The sequence below is a fragment of the Streptomyces sp. P9-A2 genome, from assembly GCF_036634175.1.
Lineage (GTDB): Bacteria > Actinomycetota > Actinomycetes > Streptomycetales > Streptomycetaceae > Streptomyces > Streptomyces pratens.
Map to the genome: position 1 here is coordinate 2,658,799 of NZ_JAZIFX010000001.1, position 20,511 is coordinate 2,679,309.

The window sequence follows — 20,511 nt, forward strand, 5'->3', positions numbered from 1 at the left end:
GGCCATCACACCGGCATAGCCGTCTGCATTCACGGATCGCGGGCATCCGGAATGAACAGCCAGAATGAACAGCCGGAATGACGTGGGGGTTTTACGCCTCCCCACAGCGAGCGCTAGGGTGCCTCAAATGTTCTACGCCGCCTCGTCCCCCAGATGCGCGGCAAGTGCGTCGGCCCCCTCCCCGAGTTCCCGGCGGGTGGCCCTGTGACGGACTCGCCGCGGCCGAACAGCCATCACGGAACACCGCTTCCCCCGGCCTCGTCGCCGGGAACCGGCACACCGACGACCGGTACGCCGGGGAGCGGGGCGCCGGGCTCCGGCAAGCGGCGGGACGCGTTCTTCGACAACGCCAAGTACCTGGCGATCGTGCTGGTGGCCGTAGGCCACTTCTGGGAGCCCATCAAGGACGACAGCCAGTCCCTCCAGGCCGCGTACACCGTCGTGTACGCCTTCCACATGCCGGCCTTCATCATCATCTCCGGCTTCTTCTCGCGCAGCTTCGACATGCGCCCCGACCGGCTGCGGCGGCTGATCACCGGCATCGTCGTGCCGTACATCGTCTTCGAGACGGCCTACTCGCTCTTCAAGCGGGTCGTCGACAACGACCCGCAGCATGAGATCAGCCTTCTCGACCCCTGGTATCTGACCTGGTTCCTGGGCGCGCTGTTCATCTGGCGGCTGACCACGCCGATCTGGAAGGCGGTGCGCCACCCGCTGCCGCTGGCGCTCGGCATCGCCATGCTGGCGAGCGCCTCCCCGCAGATCGGCAACGACCTCGATCTGCAGCGCGTCCTGCAGTTCCTGCCGTACTTCGTGCTCGGTCTGTGCATGAGGCCCGAGCACTTCAACCTGGTACGCCGCCGGTCGGTGCGGATCCTGTCGGTGCCCGTGTTCGTCTCCGCGCTCGCACTCGCCTGGCCTCCGGGGGTGCTCGGCGGAACCGGGTGGTTCTACCACCGTGACTCCGCTCAGGAGCTGGGCGCGCCGTGGTGGGCCGGCCCGGTGATGACGCTGGTGCTGTTCGGCTGCTGCCTGTTGCTGACGGCCTGCTTCTTCTCCTGGGTGCCGGGCCGCCACATGTGGTTCACGGCACTCGGCGCGGGCACCCTGTACGGCTATCTGCTGCACGGCTTCGTGATGAGGGCCGGTGAGTACCGGGGCTGGTTCGAGCCCTCGGTGCTGCATGGGCCGGCCGGCGCGGTCGCCGTGACCTTGTTCGCGGCGGTCCTGGTGACGTTCCTGTGCTCCAGGCCGGTGCGGCGGGTCTTCCGGTTCGTGATGGAGCCGAGGATGGAGTGGGCCTTCAAGCGCGACGCGGCCGAACCGGCCCGCGGGCACGGGCACGGGCACGGAGAGAAACCGGCGAAGCAGGAGGCCGGGGAGACGCGGGAGACGCCTCAGGAACAGGTCTCTGCCTAGAAGGGCGCTGAAGATCTTGCTCAGGCCGCCCGGTTGATACCGATTACCGGCAAATGTCAATCGGCATGAACCGGCGCGGGACGGGCGTGATTTCAAGATCTTCAGGACGCTTCTAGTCGGCCGCATCGCGGTGCAGTGGGCTGGGCCGGTGCGTCCGGTCGGCCGGCCGGGCCGGCCGCTCGCCCGCCACGAGGCCGAGGAGTGTGCGCATCCGCGTGTACTTCTCGGTCAGTCGTGTGCGGGTCGCCCCGTCGAGTACCGCCAGCCGCGCCGGATCGGCGTTGTGGGCCAGGTCCGCCTCTTTCACCAGCAGTGCGCCCGGGGTCGCGAGGATGCGGGCCGCGTACACCTCGGGCGGCTCCCCGGACCGTTTGGTGACCGCGAGGACGATGTCCCTGGTCCGGCGGGTCAGTGCCGCTTCCCGGAGCCACTCCTGTGACAGCTTGCCGTCCTCGACGGCGTCGTGCAGCCAGGCCGCCGCGATCTGCTCCTCGTCGCCACCGCGCGCCCGGACGCCCTCGGCGACGGCCCGGAGGTGCTCGGCGTACGGCACGCCCGCCTTGTCGGTCTGTCCTTCGTGCACGGCACGGGCGGTGGCCTCGATCTGGGCCGTTGTCAGCAGGTTGCGCGGTGTCCCGGTCACCCCTCCAGTGTCCCCCTCGTGCGGTGCCGCGCGGGCTGGAGGGGGTCAGGCGAGTGGCGCCGGGCACAGGTGCGGCGCGGGCACAGGTGCGGGTGTGGGCATGGGTGCGGCCGTGGCCCTCGTCCCCGCCCCGTCCGGTCAGCGGGTCGCGGCGGCCGTGGGGCCCTCGCGGCAGATCAGCAGGAGCGCCCGGTCGTCGTTGACGTCCTTGGCGACCGCTTCGATGAGGTGCCAGGCCGCTCCGTGGAAGCCGCCGGCGACATAACGGTCGGCCTCGCCGGTGAGGCGGTCGATGCCTTCGACGATGTCCCGGTCCGACGTCTCCACCAGGCCGTCGGTGAACAGCATCAGCACGTCGCCGGCGCGCAGCGAGCCCTTCACCGGGTCGAACTGGGCACCGTCGTACACGCCGAGGAGCGGGCCGTCGCCCGTCTTCTCCTCCCATTTCCCGCTGCCCGCGCTGAGTTGCAGGCCCGGCGGGTGCCCGGCGGAGTACAGCTCGTAGTCGCCGGAGTCCAGGTCGAGGACGAGGTGGATGGAGGTGGCGAAGCCCTCCTCCCATTCCTGGCGGAGCAGGTAGCCGTTGGCGGCCGGCAGGAAGGCGTGCGGCGGGAGGCTGCCGAGCAGGCCGCCGAAGGCGCCGGACAGCAGCAGGGCGCGCGATCCGGCGTCCATGCCTTTGCCGGACACGTCGGTCAGGACGACTTCCAGCGTGCGCCCGCCGTTGGTGCGGGCGGCGACCACGAAGTCGCCCGAGAAGGACTGGCCTCCCGCGGGGCGCAGGGACATCTCCCGGTGCCATCCGCTCGGCAGGGCCGGCAACTGGCTCTGGACGCGAATGCGTTCACGCAGGTCGAACAGCATGGTGCCGCCGCGCCGCCAGGGCACGCCCACCCGGCTGCGGAACTGGGCGACGACCAGGCCGAAGAAGCCTCCGGCGGCCACGACGAGGACGACGCCGGGGGTGACCCGGGAGGCGCCCTCGGTGTACGGGCCGAGTCGGACGGCCTCGACTATCAGCGCGGTCGCCGCCGCCGCGTACAGGCCGAGCAGACTCGCCGGGCGCAGCAGCAGCCCGCCGGCGACGATCGGCAGGACCAGTGCGGACGGCGCGAACCACACGGAGTTGGCGAGGGTCGCCACCGAGATGAGCGGGATCGTCAGCAGCAGTCCGGCAAGCGCTATCCAGTCGGAGCCGTCCCCGCGGAAGTAGTCGACGGCAGCCCGGCGCACGCCGACGCGGGCCCGGTGCCATTGCTTCTTCACCCGGGCCGTCAGCGTGTCGGCTTCTGCGCGCCTCTCTCGTCCTGCTGCCATTAGTTCGGGACCCTATCGATCGGACCGGCCACTTGGCACGGGAGGTCCTGGTTGTCCCTCGTCGGGGGACCTGCTGCACAGTCAACTTCACCGGGCGCCGTCGCGGGGAGCGTCCGGCGGAAATTGTCTACCGGTGTTGGCAGGCGGGGCACCAGAAGAGGTTGCGGGCGGCGAGATCGGCGGTGCGGATCTCGCCGCCGCAGATGTGGCAGGGCCGGTGGGCCCTGCGGTAGACGTACACCTCGCCGCCGTGGTCGTCGACGCGCGGCGGGCGGCCCATCGCCTCCGGGGTGTGCTGCGGACGGACGGTGTCGATGCGGTTGTTGCGCACGCCCTCGCGCATCAGCGCGACCAGGTCGGTCCAGATCGCGTCCCACTCGGCGGGGGTGAGGTCCCGGCCCGCCCGGTAGGGGTCGATGCCGTGCCGGAAGAGAACCTCGGCGCGGTAGACGTTTCCGACGCCGGCGATGACCTTCTGGTCCATGAGGAGCGCGGCGACCGTCGTACGGCTGCGGCTGATCCTGCGGTACGCGGCGGCCGATTCCGCGTCCGGGCGCAGGGGGTCGGGGCCGAGACGGTCGTGTATCGCCTGCTTCTCGACGCCGGTGATCAGGGCGCAGGTGGTGGGCCCGCGCAGATCGGCGTACGCGGTGAGGTGCGCGAGGCGCAGGCGGACGGTGTCCGTGGGCGGGGGCGCGGGGGCCGGGCCCAGGGCGACCTTGCCGAAGAGGCCGAGGTGGATGTGGACCCAGTCGGTGTGCTCGGGGTCGGGGTCGCGGAAGCCGAGGAAGAGGTGCTTGCCGTGGGCGTCGGCGGTGTGCAGGGGGGCGCGGTCCAGGAGGGCGGCGGCGTCACTGAACTTGCCCTGGGGGCTGGTGACTCGCAGGGGGCTGCCGTCGGCGAAGGCGGCGGCGTAGTCCTCGGCCAGCCGGTGGATGGTGTGTCCCTCCGGCACGGTTCCGGTCCCCCTCACTGCTCTCGCTGCTCTCGCTGCTCTCGCTGCTCTCTGAACGCCCTAGGGCTGCTGTTCCACGGCCGCCGGTGCCGGCCACGTCCTTGGGCCCCGCCGTGGGAGCCATCGCTCCCACGGCGGGTCGTGGACGGGCCGGTCGCCGGTTACTGCTGGGGGTGGTGGGGCGGGATCGGGGGGAGATCGCCGGTGGTCTCGTAGACCGCGAGCATGTCGATGCGGCGGCTGTGGCGATCGTCGCCCGAGAACGGGGTGCCCAGGAAGATCTCGACGAACTTCGTCGCCTCGTCCGTGGTGTGCATGCGCGCACCCACCGCGACCACGTTGGCGTCGTTGTGCGTGCGGCCCAGCGCCGCGGTCTCCTCGCTCCAGGCCAGGGCCGCCCGTACGCCCTTCACCTTGTTCGCGGCGATCTGCTCGCCGTTGCCGGAGCCGCCGATCACGATGCCGAGGCTGCCGGGGTCGGCGGCGGTCCGCTCGGCCGCGCGGAGACAGAAGGGCGGGTAGTCGTCCTGGGCGTCGTAGATGTGGGGCCCGCAGTCGACGGGCTCGTGACCCGCCTCCTTGAGCCACGTGGCGAGGTGGTTCTTGAGTTCGTATCCGGCATGGTCGGAACCGAGGTACACGCGCATGCTTCCGAGTGTGACACGGCGGATCGCACGCGGGCGCGCCGGGGCAGCCGGGGCAGGGGGCAACGGCGCCGACGGCACCCGCGGCGAGCGCCGTGCCGTCGGCGGCCACGAGCACGGTAGGCGGCGGACGCCGTTCTGCCCGCGCCCGCCCTCCCTCCCGAGCCGGCGCGGAGCGGCCGGCACGACGAGGTCCCGCACGGCGGGGTCCGAGGGCTCCTCCGGCGGCAGGGGCTGACCGGGTCCCCGGCGGGGCCGCACGGTGAGACCGCCGGGCGTCCCGGGAACGCGGAAGGAGGCCGGCCGGGCGCTGTACGCACGCCCTGCCGGCCTCCTCCTTCTTCTGCTCTTTAGCTCTTTCGCTGCGGATCGGTTCGCAGGGGCCGGCCGTCAGCGCTTGTTGACGAACCGCCAGGCGGTGGGCAGCACGCCCATGGCCAGCGCCGCCTTCAGGGCGTCACCGATGAGGAACGGGGTGAGGCCGGCCGCGATCGCGGCGGAAGCGGACATGCCGGTGGCCAGCGCCAGGTAGGGCACGCCGACGGCGTAGATGACCGCCGAGCCGAGCAGCATGGTGCCCGCGGTCCGCCAGACGGAGCGGTCGGCACCGCGGCGGGCGAGGGAGCCCACGACGACCGCGGCCAGCAGCATGCCCAGGACATAACCGAACGACGGCATCCCGATGCCGGACCCGCCCTCGGCGAACCACGGCACACCGGCGGCGCCCGCCATCGCGTACAGCGCGAGGGCGAACAGACCGCGCCGGGCGCCGAGGGTGGTGCCGACGAGCAGCGCGGCGAAGGTCTGACCGGTCACCGGGACCGGGGATCCCGGGACGGGGACGACGAACTGGGCGGCGATACCGGTGAGCGCGGCACCTCCGACCACGAGTGCCACGTCCCGTACGCGGGACGCCGGGACGAGGTCGGCGAGGACCAGACCGGCTCGGGTTCCGCCCTGCTGGTGCAGAGCGGATGTGGCGGCTGCGGTGCTCATGGGGACTCCGCGGAGGCGAGGACGGTTGGGGACACGGCGACGCTATCCCAGCGCCCTCGTGCCGATCACCGTCAGCGCTCGACAAAGGCTCCGGCACGCCCGTGGTGGGCTCCGGACAAAGAACGCCCGCCAACCGGGGCGCGGCGTGATGCCGGTCACTGAGGTCACGTGGTCTCTCCTACAGGACCCGGCCCGGCGGCGCCTGTAGGGTCCCGCCAAAGCGGGCGGGCGAGGCCTTCACCGCCGGCTCGTGTGCGGGCCGTCGTCGTCTCGCCCGTCGGTCGCCGTCTGGGCAGCGCGGAACCGTTTTGCTAGCTTCACTCACATGGTCGCCCAGTCCCGGAACTTCACCACGCGTCGCCATGTCGACCTGGGCCGCGTGGGCACGGCCGCCCGTCGCCTCCCCTAGCGAGGCGGGCAGGCGGAGCGGATCCGTCGCGCCTCGGTCTCCCACGACGGCGCAGTGTCGGACCCCGTTCCCGAGGACGTTCCCCATGCTTCGAACCGCGGCACCTCCCTCCCCTCGCCGTCGATCCTGACGGCTTGCCGCCCAAGAACGCCACAAAGGCGCTAAGAGCCGCCACGCACTGATCGTCGAACGACGCCGAGACGGTCACCGCCCCACCAGCGCCCTCAACGAACACAAAGCTGGTCTTCGACGTCTTGAATGCTCTCCCTCATGAGCGGGGGAGATTCCTGGCTCACGCCGCTTGTTCGCTCGGCGAGCGATCGAGTCTTACGCGATCAACACCAGCCGGGTTCAGACCTGCCCGGACGAGCATCACGCGGGCGGAGTTCTTGTCCCGGGGGGAGACGGCTCCGCACGCGGTGCAGGTATAGGTGCGTTCCGACAGCGGCAGTGCGTGCTTGGCTCTCGCTCCGCACCGGGCGCAGTCCATGGTGGTGTGTGCGGGATGCACCAGGCGCACGTCCCGCCCGTGCTTGCGGCTCATCTCGAGCAGGGCCCGCTTGGTGGCGCCGATCGCCGCGTCGGCTGCCTTGCGGGCCATGCTGGTCCGGGCGAGGAACTTCGGGCGGAAGTCCTCTACCGCGATCACGTCATGGTCGCGCACGATCTTCTTGGCCCACTTGCGGGCGGTGTCCTGCCGCTGCCGGGCGATCTTCGTGTACGCCTTCGCCCGCAGTCTCTTCGCCTCCCGGTATCCCTTCGAGGCGGCCTGCCCCCTGGCAGGTCTGCGGCGGGCCGTCATCCGGTCGTAACGGGTCAGCTTCTCCTTGGCCTTGTGGCCGTGCCGGGCGTGCGGGAGATCGTGGGCGTCGCTGGTGGTGGTCGCCGTCTCCCGCACGCCCCAGTCGATGCCGATCACCGCACCGGCCGAAGGGAGCAACTGCACCACGGCGGGGACGACGAAGGAGGCGTACCAGTGGCCGAGGCTGTCGCGATAGACCCGCACGCTCGACGGCTCGTCCGGCAGCGCACGCGACCACACCACCCCCATCGCGATGCCGCCCGCGAGGTGCAGACGCCCGCCCCTGAGCCGGAACCCACGCCGCGTGTAGTTCAGCGTCGGCCGCGACACACGCTTCCTTTTATGCTTCGGCAGACCCGCCCGCCGCCCAAGCGGCAGACGGTCCTTGATGTCCTTAAGGGCCTTCGCGCGAGCCTTGGCGAAGTCGCGGATGACCTGTTGCTGCACCACCGACGAGCCCACCGCCAGCCAGGGCGTGACCGCACGGGCCCCGGTCAGCATCCGATCCAGCCGGGCGGGACCACACAACTCCCCCTCCCTGTAAGCCTTCTTCGAACGCGCCACGCACTCGTTCCACACCCACCGACAACGGGCCCACTCCGCCTCCAGCACCGCCCGAGCGGCCGCCGACACACGCAGCCGATAGGTGTAACGAGCACACCCAACCGCCTCCCCGGCCGCCGCTGCTGACGCCATGCCCTCCCCTTCCAAGACCCCTCGGCTGCCCCGACCGGAATGCTGTGGCATCCCGAGCCCTCCGACCAGACCATATGAGCGACTGCCGCACACCCGTGCCTCGATCACACGGACACCACCCGAACCGGCGAACGAAAGCACACGCGTTCTCATCCGAGCTCCGTCAGACAGTTGCCCAGGCGCTCCACGCCCAAGACCGGGCACGGCAGCGCACCGCGACACGGCACCCGGATGCGATACCTCCCCGGCATCAACCCTCGCAAGAGACGGGTGAACCTCGACGACGTGGGCCAGCAGGCGTTCGCCCGCAACTTCGGCGACCTCACCACCGCGCACCCGACGGTGGGCGCCGTCGCCGACGCCCCCAACGTGCTGCCCGTGGACAGCGAAGGGGGCCGCGCCGCCAACAACTGGCACACGGACGTCACCTTCGTCCTCAACCCGCCGCAGGCCAGCACCCTGCGCAGCATCACCGTCCCGCCCTACGGCGGCGAGACGCTGATCTCGAACTCGGCCGCCGCCTACCGCAATCTGCCCGAGCCGCTGCGCCGGCTCGCCGACACCCTGTGGGCCGAGCACACCAACGACTACGACTACGCCGTCGCGGACGAGGCGATCGACGAGAGGGAGGCGGCCCGGCGCGCCCAGTTCACCTCGATCAAGTACCGCACCGTCCACCCGGTCGTCCGCGTCCACCCGCTGACCGGTGAACGCGGCCTGTTCATCGGTGGGTTCGCGCAGCGGATCGTGGGCCTGTCGCCGGGCGAGTCCCGCAAGGTCCTCGACCTGCTGCAGGCGTACATCACCCGGCCGGAGAACGTGCTGCGGTGGCGCTGGTCGCCGAACCAGCTCGTGCTGTTCGACAACCGCATCACCCAGCACTACGCCATCGACAACTACGACGGCCGGCCGCGCCGTCCGCACCGGGTGACGGTCGCAGGTGACGTTCCGGTCGGTATCGACGGCAGGGTGAGCCACTCGATCGAGGGGGACGCCTCGCACTACACGTCGGTCGCGGAGCAGGCCGCCGACGTACTGAGGACGGAGGCGGCGGGCGACCCCGTGGCCGCCGCGTGAGCGACCGGGCATTGGCCGGTCACCCGGCCGGGTGACCGGCCGGGTGACCGGCCGAGCATCGGCGGGGTGACCGGATCGCCACCCTCCGCATGACACGTGTCCACATGCTGGGCGGCCTCCCCCTCACCCGGGAGAGGCCGCCCAGACTGATGTGGTTTTTACCCTCTCCCGTATTGGACGAGCCGTGTCCGTGCCCAGCCCCTCCACCGAGACGCCCGGAGCACCCGGGACACCCGAAGCACCCGGTACGCCCGGGGCTTCCGGAGCACCAGGGACGCCATCGCAGGAGCAGGACGGCGCCACCCTCTCCCACGGTCTGAAGCAGCGCCATCTGTCGATGATCGCCCTGGGCGGGGTGATCGGCGCCGGGCTGTTCGTCGGCTCCGGCGCCGGCATCGCCGCCGCGGGGCCGTCGATCGTCATCGCCTACGCCCTCTCCGGCCTGCTGGTCATGCTGGTCATGCGGATGCTCGGCGAGATGTCGGCCGCGTATCCGTCCTCCGGTTCGTTCTCGGCGCACGCGGAACGGGCGATCGGGCCCTGGGCGGGCTTCGCCTCGGGCTGGGCGTTCTGGGTGCTGCTGTGCACGGCGGTCGGCCTGGAGGGCATCGGCGCCGCGAAGATCGTCACCGGCTGGCTCCCGGGCACGCCCGAGTGGGCGTGGGTGGCGCTGTTCATGGTGATGTTCTGCGCCGCGAACCTCGCGGCCGTGAAGAAGTTCGGCGAGTTCGAGTTCTGGTTCGCGGCACTCAAGGTCGGCGCGATCTCCCTGTTCCTGGTGCTCGGCGTGCTGGCCCTCGCGGGCGTGCTGCCGGGCACCGACTCCCCCGGCGCCTCGCACCTCACCCCGCTGCTGCCCAACGGCGGCGAGGGTCTGGTGATCGGCCTGCTCGCCTCCGTCTTCGCGTACGGCGGCCTGGAGACGGTCACCATCGCCGCGGCGGAGTCGGAGAACCCGGTCAAGGGCGTCGCGAGCGCCGTCCGTACGGCGATGTGGCGGATCGCGCTGTTCTACGTCGGCTCGATGGCGGTCATCGTGGCCCTGGTCCCGTGGGACTCGCCGGCGGTCGTCGAGCAGGGTCCGTACGTCGCCGCCCTGGACCGGCTGGGCATCCCGGGCGCCGGGCAGCTGATGAACGTCGTGGTGCTGGTGGCGCTGCTGTCCGCGATGAACGCCAACATCTACGGCGCCTCGCGCATCGGCTACTCCCTGGTGCGACGCGGGCAGGGTCCGAAGGTGCTGGGCCTGGTGTCGGCCGGGGTACCGCGGATCGCCGTGCTGGCCTCGTCGGTCTTCGGGTTCCTGTGCGTGCTGCTGAGCTACTGGCGGCCCGACGACGTCTTCTCCTGGCTGCTCAACATGATCGGCGCGGTGATCCTGGTCGTCTGGATCTTCATCGCCGTCTCGCAGCTGCGGCTGCGCCGCATCCTGGAGCGCGAGGCCCCGGAGAAGCTGGTCGTCCGGATGTGGGCGTTCCCGGTGCTGACGTGGGTCGCGCTGGCCGGGATGGCCGCCGTCTTCGTCCTGATGGCCCGGGAACCGGACACGCGCGTGCAGCTGTACTCGACGGGCGGCATGACCGTAGCCCTGGGGGCCGCCGGCTACGCCTGGCAGCGGTCCAGGGCGCGCACGCGAACCGAGGGCTGATCCCTTCGCCTCCTCCCGCCGCTCCCACGGCGAGGGCCCCCGCACGGACGACTCTGGAAACCACCGTCCGCGCGGGGGCCCTTTTCCGTGCCGTCGTGCGCACCGGACGCACGGAGAGCCCTTCTGCTGCTAGCGTGCAGTTGCAACCTAGTCGCAATAAGCGGTTCGAAGGGGATCCATGCCCGTCTACACGCTGCCCGACCTGCCGTACGACTACGCGGCGCTCGCGCCGGTGATCAGCCCCGAGATCATCGAGCTGCACCACGACAAGCACCACGCGGCTTACGTGAAGGGCGCCAACGACACGCTGGAGCAGCTCGCGGAGGCCCGGGACAAGGAGTCGTGGGGCTCGGTCAACGGCCTGGAGAAGAGCCTGGCGTTCCACCTCTCCGGGCACATCCTGCACTCGATCTACTGGCACAACATGACCGGCGACGGCGGCGGCGAGCCGCTGGAGAAGGACGGCGTGGGCGAGCTGGCCGACGCGATCGCGGAGTCCTTCGGCTCCTTCGCGGGCTTCAAGGCACAGCTGACCAAGGCCGCGGCGACCACGCAGGGGTCGGGCTGGGGCGTCCTGGCGTACGAGCCGCTGAGCGGCCGGCTGATCGTCGAGCAGGTCTACGACCACCAGGGCAACGTCGGCCAGGGCGCGACACCGATCCTGGTCTTCGACGCCTGGGAGCACGCCTTCTATCTCCAGTACAGGAACCAGAAGGTCGATTTCATCGAGGCCATGTGGGCCGTCGTGAACTGGCAGGACGTGGCCAGGCGCCACGAGGCCGCGAAGTCCCGCGCGGACGTGCTCCTGCTCGCCCCCTGAGGGCCGCCCGTGAACGTCCTGCCCCGTGATCGTCTTCTCACCGTTCACCCGGCAGGCGGAAAGACGGAAGCCCCCGCGAGGACTCGACTCGCGGGGGCTTCCGGTATGCGGCGTTCCGGGTCAAAGTGCCCCATGACGACACCGAGGACCAAGAAGTACCCCTGCTCGACCTGCGACGCGGAGCAACCGCATCGTCAGCTGACCAGGGCGGAACAGGAACAGCTCAAGGAACGGCTGGGCCGCGCGGGGGTGGGCGAGTTCTGGATCTGCGAGAACGTGCTGGACCCGGAGACCGGCAGGCAGTGCCGCAACCTGCGCACGGGGTGGGTCATGAAGCCGTTCCCCAAGCCCATCCGCCTGCCCGCCCCGGAGTGACGAGCAGGCGGTGACGGGCCTGCGGTGACGGGCCGCAGTGACACCCCGCAGTGACAAGCCGCAGTGACGGCCCGCAGTCACTCCACGTCCCGGGTCGTCCCGTCACAGGTTGCTGAAGTCCGGGCCCTTCGTCCGCGTGCGCTTGATCTCGTAGAAGCCGGGGACGGAGGCCACGGCGAGGGTGCCGTCCCAGAGGCGGGCGGCCTCCTCGCCCTTGGGGGCGGGGGTGACGACCGGGCCGAAGAAGGCGATCTGCTCGCCGTCGGCGCCGGGCACGGCGATGACCGGGGTGCCGACGTCCTGGCCGACCTTGTCGATGCCCTCCTTGTGGGAGGCGCGCAGCTGGGGCTCGTAGGGGGTGGAGTCCCAGTGCTCCATGAGGGAGTCGGGCAGGCCGACCTCCTTCAGTGCGGCGGCGACGGCCTCCTTCTCCGGACCCTCGTCCTGGTTGTGGATGCGGGTGCCGAGCGCGGTGTAGAGGTCGCCGAGCACCTCGGAGCCGTGCTCCTCCTGGGCCGCGATGACGACGCGGACGGGGCCCCACGCCTTGGTCGCGAGCATCTCGCGGTACTCCTCGGGCAGCTCGTCGAGCCGGTCCTCGTTGAGCACCGCGAGGCTCATCAGGTGCCAGTGGACCTTGATGTCCCGCACCTTCTCCACCTCCAGCACCCAGCGGGAGGCCATCCAGGCCCAGGGGCACAGCGGGTCGAACCAGAAGTCGACGGGAGTGGCGGCGGTGGACGTGTCCGGCATGACGCTCCTCAGGAGGAAGAAAGTGCGGGGAATCGCTTCCCCGGGAACACCGGAACTCCCCCCTCGCATTCCCGTCCCCTTCCCACCCGCCCCGTTTCCGCCTGCCCCGTTTCCGCCTGCCCCGTTTCCGCCCCTCCCGTTCCCGCCTGCCCCGCGTCAGCGGTGCGTGGCAGGATCGGTGCTGTACAGCCCTGTCGATGCCGACGACGTATGACGACGTATGACGACGTATGAGGAGCCCGCCTGTGCCCGGTGAGAACCTGACCCGCGACGAGGCCCGGGAGCGGGCCGCACTGTTGTCGGTGGACGGGTACGAGGTGTCCCTCGACCTGCGCACCGCGACCGGCGCGAACGGTACGACCGCCGGGGAGGGCGGGGCCGGCGCGGAGGGGCCGCACACCTTCCGCTCGGTGACCACCATCCGGTTCCGCTGCACGGAGCCCGGCGCGAGCAGCTTCGCGGACCTGATCGCGCCGGCCGTGACGGCCGTCTCGCTCAACGGGCGGGACCTCGACCCCGGAGAGGTGTTCGACGGCTCCCGGCTGCTGCTGGAGGACCTGGCCGCCGACAACGAGCTGATCGTCGACGCGCGGTGCGCGTACTCCCGTACCGGCGAGGGCATGCACCGCTTCGTCGACCCCGAGGACGGCGAGGTCTACCTCTACACCCAGTACGAGCCGGCCGACGCCCGCCGGGTCTTCGCCAACTTCGAGCAGCCCGACCTCAAGGCGCCCTACCGCTTCGAGGTGCGGGCCCCCGAGGGCTGGACGGTGTGGAGCAACGGCGCCGGCGAACTCACCGACGGTGTGTGGCGGTTCGCGGAGACCAAGCCGATCTCGACCTATATCACCTGTGTGGTCGCCGGGCCGTACCACTACGTCACGGACACCTACGAGCGCGAACTGCCCGACGGCACCCGGCTGGAGATCCCGCTCGGCGCGATGTGCCGCAAGGCTCTGGCGCCGCACTTCGACGCCGACGACGTGTTCCTGGTGACCAAGCAGGGCCTGGACTTCTTCCACGACCACGTCGACTACCCGTACCCCTTCGGGAAGTACGACCAGGCGTTCGTGCCCGAGTACAACCTGGGCGCGATGGAGAACCCCGGACTGGTCACCTTCCGGGAGGAGTTCATCTTCCGCGGCAAGGTCACCCAGGCGTCCTACGAGGGCCGGGCCAACGTCATCCTGCACGAGATGGCGCACATGTGGTTCGGCGACCTGGTCACCATGGAGTGGTGGGACGACCTGTGGCTGAAGGAGTCCTTCGCCGACTTCATGGGCGCCTTCTCGCTCGTGGGCGCCACCCGGTTCACCGACGGCTGGATCACCTTCGCCAACCGCCGCAAGGCCTGGGCGTACCGCGCGGACCAGTTGCCGTCCACGCACCCGGTCACCGCGGACATCCGCGACCTGCAGGACGCCAAGCTGAACTTCGACGGCATCACCTACGCCAAGGGCGCCTCGGTGCTCAAGCAGCTGGTGGCGTACGTCGGCCAGGACGCCTTCCTGGAGGGCTCCCGGCGCTACTTCAAGCGGCACGCGTACGGCAACACGCGCCTCGGTGACCTGCTGTCGGTCCTCGAGGAGACCAGCGGACGCGACATGACGGCGTGGTCGCGGTCCTGGCTCCAGACGGCCGGGGTCAACTCCCTCACCCCTCAGGTGCTGCTGGGCACGGACGGCAGGGTCGGGGAACTCGCGGTGCTGCAGGAGGCTCCCGAGTCGCATCCCGAACTGCGCCCGCACCGGGTCGCGGTGGGCCTGTACCGGCGCACGGCCGAGGGCGCGCTGGAGCGGTACGCGCGCGCCGAGGCGGACGTCGACGGACCGCGTACGGTCGTCGCCGAGCTGGCGGGGGCCGAGGCGCCCGAGCTGGTGCTGGTCAACGACGACGACCTCACGTACTGCAAGATCCGTTTCGACGAGACCTCGCTGGCCACGCTCCGCGAGCACCTGGGCGCGCTGACCGACCCGCTGGCCCGCGCCCTGTGCTGGTCGGCGCTGTGGAACCTCACCCGGGACGCGCTGCTGCCCGCGCGGGAGTTCGTGGACCTGGTGCTGCGGTTCGGCGGGCGCGAGTCCGACATCGGTGTGCTGCAGATGCTGCACGCCTGGGCCGAGTCGGCGCTCGTCCACTACGCGGCGCCCGCCTGGCGGGAGACCGGCGGCCGGCTGCTCGCCGAGGGTGCCCGGCGCGAGCTGGAGGCGGCCGGGCCGGGCAGCGAGCAGCAGCTGGCCTGGGCCCGCTTCTTCGCCCGGTCGGCCGTGGCGCCGGGCGACTTCCGACTGCTCCAGGAACTGCTGTCGGGCACGGTGACGGTCGACGGGCTCGAGATCGACCAGGAGCTGCGCTGGGTGTTCCTGGAGCCGCTGGCCGCGCACGGGCTCGCCGACGAGAAGGCGCTGGCCGGAGAGCTGGCCCGGGACGACACCGCCTCCGGCAGGCGCCACCAGGTCCGCTGTCTGGCCGCCCGCCCGTCGGCGGAGGTCAAGGCGCGGGACTGGGCACGGCTCGTGGAGTCGGAGGAACTGTCCAACGCGCTGGTGGAGGCGACGATCGCGGGCTTCGTCCAGCCCTCGCAGCGGGAGCTGCTCGCGCCGTACGCGGAGAAGTACTTCGCGGTGATCGAGCGGGTGTGGGAGGAGCGGTCCATCCAGATCGCCATGCACGTGGTGCGGGGCCTGTTCCCCGAGCTGCTGGACTCACCGGGGACGCTGGACGCGGCGGACGCGTGGCTCGCGGCCCACGAGGACGCGCCCCCGGCGCTGCGCCGTCTGGTGCTGGAGGCCCGGGACGACCTGGCACGTGCGCTGCGCGGCCAGGCGTGCGACGCGACGACGGGGTGACCACGGGCGCGCGTCCCGCGGGCGCGGGATGACCACAGGCGTCTCCCGCGGGCGCACTACGGGCGCGGCGGACGACGGGGACGGGGCACGGGTGCCACCCCCGGCCCCGCCGCCGAGCCGCACCACTGAGCCCCACCGCCGGGCCGCACGCTCCGTGACCGTTACGAAATTCGGTCAATAACAGCCGTAACCTCTGGTCCCACCCGAATGGACCAGGGGTTTTCGGTATCCGAACGCGTGTCCTTTAGGGCAGGCTTGTCCCTAATTGACGACGGGTCTGTAACAGAGGTTCGGGAACGGATCCGGCGCGGGAGATTGCCGGACATGAACCACGACTCCCCGCTCTCCCCGCTCTCCCCCCGCCCCCTGCACCACCCCGCCACCGCCGCCGGCCCGCGGCGCGTGCTCACCACCGCCCAGCTCCGCTCGCACGGTGTTTCGGCCGCGGAGGCCGACGACCAGTGCCGCCCCGGCGGTCCCTGGCAGCAGCTCCTGCCCGGTGTCGTCCTGCTCCACCCGGGTCCGCCGACCGGCGAGGAGCGGCTGCACGCGGCGCTGCTGTACACGACGCGGGAGCGGTCCGTGCGCGTCCTCGCCCAGCCCGGCCCGGCCGACTCGACGGCGCCCCACTACGAGGACGCGATGATCACCGGTGCGGCCGCGCTGACCCTGCACGGCTTCTCCTCCGCTCCCCCGCTGTCCTGCCTGGAGACCCTCGACGTACTCGTCCCGCGGCTGCGCCGGCTGCGCTCCACGGGCGGTGTGCGCATCGTCCGCGCCCCGGTGCTGCCGGCCCCCGAGCGGGTGGCGGACGTACCGGTGGCGCCGGTCCCGCGGGCGCTGGCCGACGCGGTGGCCACTCTGGACGACGCGGCCGCGGTGCTCCGGCTGCTGACGGAGGCGGTGGTCGGCGGTCACTGCGACGCGGCCACGGTGGTGCGGGAGCTGACCGGTGCGAAGCTCCTGAACCGGCCGCACGTGGTGAACGCGGTGGACTCGCTGGTGGCCGAGGGCCGTGCGGTCACGGAGGAACGGCTGTACCGGATGGTGCGGGAGTACGGTCTGCCCGACCCGGTGTGGAACGTCGACCTGCACCTGCCCGGCGGCCCCCACCTCGGCGGTCTGGACGCCTACTGGCCCGACCAGGCCGTGGCGGTCGAGCTGGACACCCGGACCTCCCGGCAGGGCCCCCGCCGGGAGGAGCGCCGCCGGGAGGAGCGCCGCCGGGAGGGCCGTCTCCCGGGGGGCTCCCTCCCGGAGGACGTGTGGTCCGAGTACGCCCGCAAGCGTGAGCACCTGGAGCGGCTCGGCATCACCGTCGTGCACCTCACCCCGCACAAGCTGCGGGACGCGGCGGAGCAGCAGGCAGCGGTGATCCGTACGGCGCTGATGGCAGCGGACGACCGCGATCCCGCCGCCTACGTCGTGGTGCTGCCCCGCTAGGGCCCGTCTCGACCGACGTCAGTCCGCGTCGGGGGCGTCGATTATGTTGCCGTCCTTGTCGAGCGTGTGGGTGTCCCAGTACACGTCCCACTTGTCGTCGACCTGCTGCGGCACCTTGCCCTCCGGATAGCGCGCGAATCCTGCCGGTGGCTCCTTTTCGTCCGACACGCAAGCGCTGCCGGCCTTGCCTACGGCCAGAACGGGGTACTCGCCGCTGCTGCAGCTGTCCGATGCGGACTCGAAGCCGGAACATCCGGTGAGTACCGCGACTGCGGCCGCGCTCGCGAGAGCAGCAGCGGCGATACGGACCCTCCCGGGCCGAAAGGCAGTGGCCGCTCGGCTCGTTCTGCGGGGCAGGTACATGATCGTCTCCAGTCGTTCTTGGTCTGTCTGCCGCTACTCTCGCCGCCAGGGAGCTGCCGTTCCATGAGTACGCGTACTCAGCACTGTGCTCCCGGATACTCAACCCCTGTATTTTCAGCGGGATTTGGAAGGGGCCGGGTGGGCGACCCAGGTGATCTCGGTCATTTGCCACGCAGGTTCGACCAGTCGCCTCTATGCCGAAGCTGTCAGTTGATTCCGAGGTCTCGACCCACCCATGCGTCCGCCCCACCGGTCCCGCCCTTCCTGCTTCCTACGCCTTGAGCAGGAGTTCCGTGTTGCGGTCCCGGGGGGTGCCGCCGAGGTCGGTGCGGGCGCCGGGGGCGTTGCAGGACAGTTCGCGGTAGAGGGCGGCGAGACCGGTCTGGGTGAGGTCGCCGTAGTCGGTGCGGGACGGGGCCGCGGACTCGACCAGGGTGGTGAACAGGGACAGGGTGCCGTCCTTGTTGTCCACCAGCTCGATGACGCGGGCGAGTTGGGGGAAGTCGACGTGGGAGGCGGTGGAGATCTCCCAGAAGGAGCCGGCCGAACCGGTGTGCGCGGTGATCGCGTTGCGGTGGATGTGGCCGTTGACCCAGGCCACCACGTTGCGGTGGGCGCCGAGGAGTTCGAGGAGTTCCTTGCCGTCGTGGCGCCGCTCGTCGGGGCGGGCCGGGTCGCGGTGCGTGTTCGTCATCGACTCGCTGGTGTGGTGGCTGAAGACGATCGTGCGGGAGCCCTTGTGGGTGCGCAGTGTCCGTTCCAGCCAGCGCAGTTGGGCCGTGCCGACGGAGCCCGCGTAGTGGCCGCCCGGGTCGGTGGTGTCGAGGCTGACGCCGATGACGTCGTCGGAGACGCGGAACGCGTAGTACTGGGTGCCCGCGTCGAGGTTGGCGGCGGAGTAGCCGTGCCCCACCGGGCCGAACCCGCGGTAGGCGGGGTCCAGGTGGGCTTCGACGTACTCGGCGGGGGTGAAGGGGGCGCGTGCCTCGTCGGGGGTGACCGGGCGCATGGCGCGGGCGTGGGCCTTCAGGAACTCGCCGTACTGGACGCCCCGCGGGTCGCCGGCCTTCCTGATGACCTGCTGGAGCTTCTTCGCCTCGGCCGCCCCGAGCTCCATCAGCTTGCGGCCGCCGACGGCGAGTTCGGTGAGGTACGGGTCGCCGTGGGAGGCGTAGCAGCCGAGCGGCATCGCGTCGTGGTTGCCGACGGTGGAGTACCAGGGGAGGTTGAGGCCGGGGCTGTTCACCTCGCGGACGGCCGCGGCGAGGAAGCCGTCGAGGTGCGGGAAGCCGAGTTGCTTGTCGGCGTCGCGGGTGGTGGCGTCCGGCTGCCAGTACTGTCGCAGACCGCTGTTCTGGACGCCTTCGTAGTGGCGCGGGTCCCCGCTGTTGGGGGTGATGCGGCCGCCGCCGAGCGCCGTCAGGAACCAGTCCAGTTCGGAGCGGGTGTTGTTGTCGGTGTTGTCGCCGGTGGTCATCGCGAAGTGCAGCGGGGAGCCGGTGACGGGGGCGCCGCGCAGGTTGTTGATCCGCTCGACGAGGGAGACCACTCCGTGCACGGTGAGCGCCTCGTGCGGCCGCCAGGCGTGCACGTCGGTGGAGCGCAGGTACTCCAGGCGCAGCGGGTGCTGCGTGTCGAGCACGTGCAGGTCGGTGAGCTGCACGAACGCGGCCAGGGTGGTGCGGCGGTCGTCCCGGCCGGAGTGGGCGCCGGCCAGTTCGCCGCGTACCACCCTCTCCCAGCCGGGGCCTTCGTCGAGGCGCCGGTAGCCGGCGGCATGGCCGCCGCGCGGCGTGGACACCCCGGCGACGGTGGTGCCGCGTGTGTACGGGGCGAGCGGGGCGGCCGGTGCCTGCCGGGAGGAGGCGAGGACGGCCTCGTCCGCGGCGGCGTCGGCGCTGCCGGCGGCGACGGCCTGGTCGCCGCCGGGACGCAGGGCGTAACCGACGCCGGCGGAGAGGGCGACCGCGCCGGTGGCGGCGAGGAGGGAACGGCGGTGGAGTCCACCGGAGTCGGCGACTGAGCGTATGCGCGACATGGCGCTTGTCTCCCCGGGTGCGAACGCATCGGCAGTGACCGCGGGGCGTTCGCCGGGCGAACGTCCCGCTCGTACTGGATGCTTGGCAGCGGGAATGGCCTGCGTGTGAACGCGACGGCAACGCGCGACACCGATCGCCGTACGTGGATCTTGGGCCCCCGGGCCGTCGGCACCCGCTCCCGCACCGGCCCGGAACCGGTCACACCGCGTTCACTTGACGAGAAGCCGGGCGGCCGGACATCCGCACCATTCCGGCAATGAGGACGTTCACCACTATTGCCCGACAAGTCTCGGCCTTCTGCGTGTTCCACCCGCCGGCTCTCCGCGTGCCCCCCTGCCCCACCGCGGTGTCGTCAGCCCGCGTGCCGCGCGGCCGGCGCCACCATGCCGTGACGCAGGCGGCGGAAGTACACGGCGCGGCTGATGTGCGGGCTGCGGGCCACCTGCCGGCGGGTGCCCGACCGCCCGACGCAGTACGCGCGCAGGATGCGCCCGGCCTCGGCGTCGGCCGCCCCGGGGCTTGCCGCCAGGGTGTCCACGGCTTCCGCGCCCGGGCCCGGCCGACAGGCAGGCCCCCGGACGGGGGCCGTCACTCCGCATGCTCCACCCGGCCCGCTGCCGGGCGCTCCCGCCACAGCCGCAGGCCGATGTCGACCATGCGGATCCTGACCAGGTCCGGGACGGCGTCCAGGGGGTGCCAGGCGGCCAGTTCGGTGGAGCCGCCGATCTCGTTCCTCAGCTCGCCGCCGGCGATCCGCCCCTCGTAGACCAGCCGTACGGCATGGTGGTCGGCGCTGCGTCCCAGGCGGCGGGCGAAGGTGTGCCGGGCGAAAGCGTGCCGGACGAAGGCGTGCCGGGCGGAGTCCACGCCGAGCAGTCCGGTGACCTCGATGCGGTACCCGGTCTCCTCCTCGACCTCCCGCCGCACGGTGTCGTACGGATCCTCGCCGTGCTCCATGCCACCGCCCGGCAGAACCCACTCCGGTGCGCCTCCGGGCGCCGGGGACCGGGCCAGCAGGAGCCGTCCGTCGCGCACCACCACGGCGTAGGCCGCCACCCTCAAGGTCTGCCGCATCCTGGGACGCTAACCCGCGGGCGCCCACGAGGCGGCCCGTACGGCTGACTTGCCCGCTTCGGCCCCCAACACCCCATAAGCGCATAGCGGGTTTTCCCCATACCTTCATTTCGATTCCGCCAACTCTCGCCCAACACACACCCCTTGGGTAAGGCTCAACGATCGTCCGGGACCGTATTCCGGACGATC

General features: G+C 71.4%; 18 protein-coding genes. 7 read left to right on the plus strand and 11 right to left on the minus strand.

The features are described 5' to 3' along the window. The first annotated feature begins 204 nt into the window (after window positions 1-204). Window positions 205-1,419, plus strand: coding sequence for an acyltransferase family protein (locus tag V4Y04_RS12085; RefSeq protein WP_332427627.1), 1,215 nt, complete (start codon window positions 205-207; stop codon window positions 1,417-1,419). 112 nt (window positions 1,420-1,531) lie between these two features. On the opposite strand, the gene V4Y04_RS12090 is transcribed toward V4Y04_RS12085, so the two are convergent. From V4Y04_RS12090 to V4Y04_RS12115, 6 genes are all read right to left on the minus strand, one after another. Beyond that, window positions 1,532-2,062 carry an HD domain-containing protein gene (locus V4Y04_RS12090; RefSeq protein WP_332427629.1) on the minus strand — a complete coding sequence of 177 codons (531 nt, stop codon included), beginning with the start codon at window positions 2,060-2,062 and terminating at the stop codon, window positions 1,532-1,534. Between the two features lie 138 nt (window positions 2,063-2,200). Next, window positions 2,201-3,379, minus strand: a complete 1,179-nt coding sequence (locus V4Y04_RS12095) for a PP2C family protein-serine/threonine phosphatase (RefSeq protein ID WP_332427630.1) — start codon at window positions 3,377-3,379, stop codon at window positions 2,201-2,203. Between the two features lie 127 nt (window positions 3,380-3,506). Beyond that, a complete protein-coding gene (locus V4Y04_RS12100) occupies window positions 3,507-4,334 on the minus strand; it encodes an Fpg/Nei family DNA glycosylase (protein ID WP_332427632.1) in 828 nt (275 codons plus the stop codon). Between the two features lie 161 nt (window positions 4,335-4,495). Beyond that, window positions 4,496-4,981, minus strand: coding sequence for a ribose-5-phosphate isomerase (locus tag V4Y04_RS12105; protein ID WP_332427633.1), 486 nt, complete (start codon window positions 4,979-4,981; stop codon window positions 4,496-4,498). Between the two features lie 387 nt (window positions 4,982-5,368). Continuing rightward, on the minus strand, window positions 5,369-5,974 hold the full coding sequence (locus V4Y04_RS12110; RefSeq protein WP_332427634.1) for a biotin transporter BioY: 606 nt from the start codon (window positions 5,972-5,974) through the stop codon (window positions 5,369-5,371). Between the two features lie 701 nt (window positions 5,975-6,675). Further along, window positions 6,676-7,881, minus strand: a complete 1,206-nt coding sequence (locus V4Y04_RS12115; RefSeq protein WP_332427635.1) for an RNA-guided endonuclease InsQ/TnpB family protein — start codon at window positions 7,879-7,881, stop codon at window positions 6,676-6,678. A gap of 270 nt (window positions 7,882-8,151) precedes the next feature. Here V4Y04_RS12115 and V4Y04_RS12120 point away from each other — a divergent pair, with 270 nt between their 5' ends. The 4 genes from V4Y04_RS12120 to V4Y04_RS12135 all read left to right on the plus strand — a co-directional run bounded on the left by V4Y04_RS12120 (window position 8,152) and on the right by V4Y04_RS12135 (window position 11,801). After that, window positions 8,152-8,958: a TauD/TfdA dioxygenase family protein gene (locus V4Y04_RS12120; protein WP_332427636.1), complete on the plus strand. Its 807-nt coding sequence runs from the start codon at window positions 8,152-8,154 to the stop codon at window positions 8,956-8,958. A gap of 316 nt (window positions 8,959-9,274) precedes the next feature. Then, window positions 9,275-10,606 (plus strand): amino acid permease, encoded by a 1,332-nt coding sequence (locus tag V4Y04_RS12125; protein ID WP_332432803.1) that lies wholly within the window; start codon window positions 9,275-9,277, stop codon window positions 10,604-10,606. Window positions 10,607-10,784: 178 nt separating this feature from the next. Continuing rightward, window positions 10,785-11,426, plus strand: a complete 642-nt coding sequence (locus V4Y04_RS12130; protein ID WP_332427638.1) for a superoxide dismutase — start codon at window positions 10,785-10,787, stop codon at window positions 11,424-11,426. 132 nt (window positions 11,427-11,558) lie between these two features. Next, window positions 11,559-11,801 (plus strand): hypothetical protein, encoded by a 243-nt coding sequence (locus V4Y04_RS12135; RefSeq protein WP_332427639.1) that lies wholly within the window; start codon window positions 11,559-11,561, stop codon window positions 11,799-11,801. 102 nt (window positions 11,802-11,903) lie between these two features. Here V4Y04_RS12135 and V4Y04_RS12140 read toward each other — a convergent pair whose 3' ends face one another. Beyond that, a complete protein-coding gene (locus V4Y04_RS12140; protein ID WP_332427641.1) occupies window positions 11,904-12,554 on the minus strand; it encodes a mycothiol-dependent nitroreductase Rv2466c family protein in 651 nt (216 codons plus the stop codon). A 245-nt stretch (window positions 12,555-12,799) separates the two neighbouring features. Between V4Y04_RS12140 and pepN the strand changes: the two genes are divergently transcribed. Continuing rightward, entirely contained in the window at window positions 12,800-15,403 is a 2,604-nt protein-coding gene (gene pepN, locus V4Y04_RS12145; RefSeq protein ID WP_332427643.1) for an aminopeptidase N, read from the plus strand. A 324-nt stretch (window positions 15,404-15,727) separates the two neighbouring features. Then, the gene (locus V4Y04_RS12150; RefSeq protein ID WP_332427645.1) at window positions 15,728-16,846 is read left to right on the plus strand and encodes a hypothetical protein; all 1,119 of its coding nucleotides are present in this window, start codon (window positions 15,728-15,730) and stop codon (window positions 16,844-16,846) included. An 18-nt stretch (window positions 16,847-16,864) separates the two neighbouring features. Here V4Y04_RS12150 and V4Y04_RS12155 read toward each other — a convergent pair whose 3' ends face one another. The 4 genes from V4Y04_RS12155 to V4Y04_RS12170 all read right to left on the minus strand — a co-directional run bounded on the left by V4Y04_RS12155 (window position 16,865) and on the right by V4Y04_RS12170 (window position 20,322). After that, a complete protein-coding gene (locus V4Y04_RS12155; protein WP_443079998.1) occupies window positions 16,865-17,209 on the minus strand; it encodes an SCO0607 family lipoprotein in 345 nt (114 codons plus the stop codon). A gap of 271 nt (window positions 17,210-17,480) precedes the next feature. Next, a complete protein-coding gene (locus V4Y04_RS12160) occupies window positions 17,481-19,247 on the minus strand; it encodes a TIGR03767 family metallophosphoesterase (RefSeq protein WP_332427646.1) in 1,767 nt (588 codons plus the stop codon). A 353-nt stretch (window positions 19,248-19,600) separates the two neighbouring features. Then, entirely contained in the window at window positions 19,601-19,786 is a 186-nt protein-coding gene (locus V4Y04_RS12165; protein ID WP_332427648.1) for a hypothetical protein, read from the minus strand. A 50-nt stretch (window positions 19,787-19,836) separates the two neighbouring features. Beyond that, a complete protein-coding gene (locus V4Y04_RS12170) occupies window positions 19,837-20,322 on the minus strand; it encodes an NUDIX hydrolase (protein ID WP_332427649.1) in 486 nt (161 codons plus the stop codon). Window positions 20,323-20,511 lie beyond the last annotated feature (189 nt).

What these genes read in the sequence shown, in the direction of transcription:
- V4Y04_RS12095 (WP_332427630.1), bottom strand. Translation starts at nt 3,379, where the DNA reads ATGGCAGCAGGACGAGAGAGGCGCGCAGAAGCCGACACGCTGACGGCC.
- V4Y04_RS12105 (WP_332427633.1), bottom strand. Translation starts at nt 4,981, where the DNA reads ATGCGCGTGTACCTCGGTTCCGACCATGCCGGATACGAACTCAAGAAC.
- V4Y04_RS12110 (WP_332427634.1), bottom strand. Translation starts at nt 5,974, where the DNA reads ATGAGCACCGCAGCCGCCACATCCGCTCTGCACCAGCAGGGCGGAACC.
- V4Y04_RS12115 (WP_332427635.1), bottom strand. Translation starts at nt 7,881, where the DNA reads ATGGCGTCAGCAGCGGCGGCCGGGGAGGCGGTTGGGTGTGCTCGTTAC.
- V4Y04_RS12130 (WP_332427638.1), top strand. Translation starts at nt 10,785, where the DNA reads ATGCCCGTCTACACGCTGCCCGACCTGCCGTACGACTACGCGGCGCTC.
- V4Y04_RS12135 (WP_332427639.1), top strand. Translation starts at nt 11,559, where the DNA reads ATGACGACACCGAGGACCAAGAAGTACCCCTGCTCGACCTGCGACGCG.
- V4Y04_RS12140 (WP_332427641.1), bottom strand. Translation starts at nt 12,554, where the DNA reads ATGCCGGACACGTCCACCGCCGCCACTCCCGTCGACTTCTGGTTCGAC.
- V4Y04_RS12150 (WP_332427645.1), top strand. Translation starts at nt 15,728, where the DNA reads ATGAACCACGACTCCCCGCTCTCCCCGCTCTCCCCCCGCCCCCTGCAC.
- V4Y04_RS12155 (WP_443079998.1), bottom strand. Translation starts at nt 17,209, where the DNA reads ATGTACCTGCCCCGCAGAACGAGCCGAGCGGCCACTGCCTTTCGGCCC.
- V4Y04_RS12160 (WP_332427646.1), bottom strand. Translation starts at nt 19,247, where the DNA reads ATGTCGCGCATACGCTCAGTCGCCGACTCCGGTGGACTCCACCGCCGT.
- V4Y04_RS12170 (WP_332427649.1), bottom strand. Translation starts at nt 20,322, where the DNA reads ATGCGGCAGACCTTGAGGGTGGCGGCCTACGCCGTGGTGGTGCGCGAC.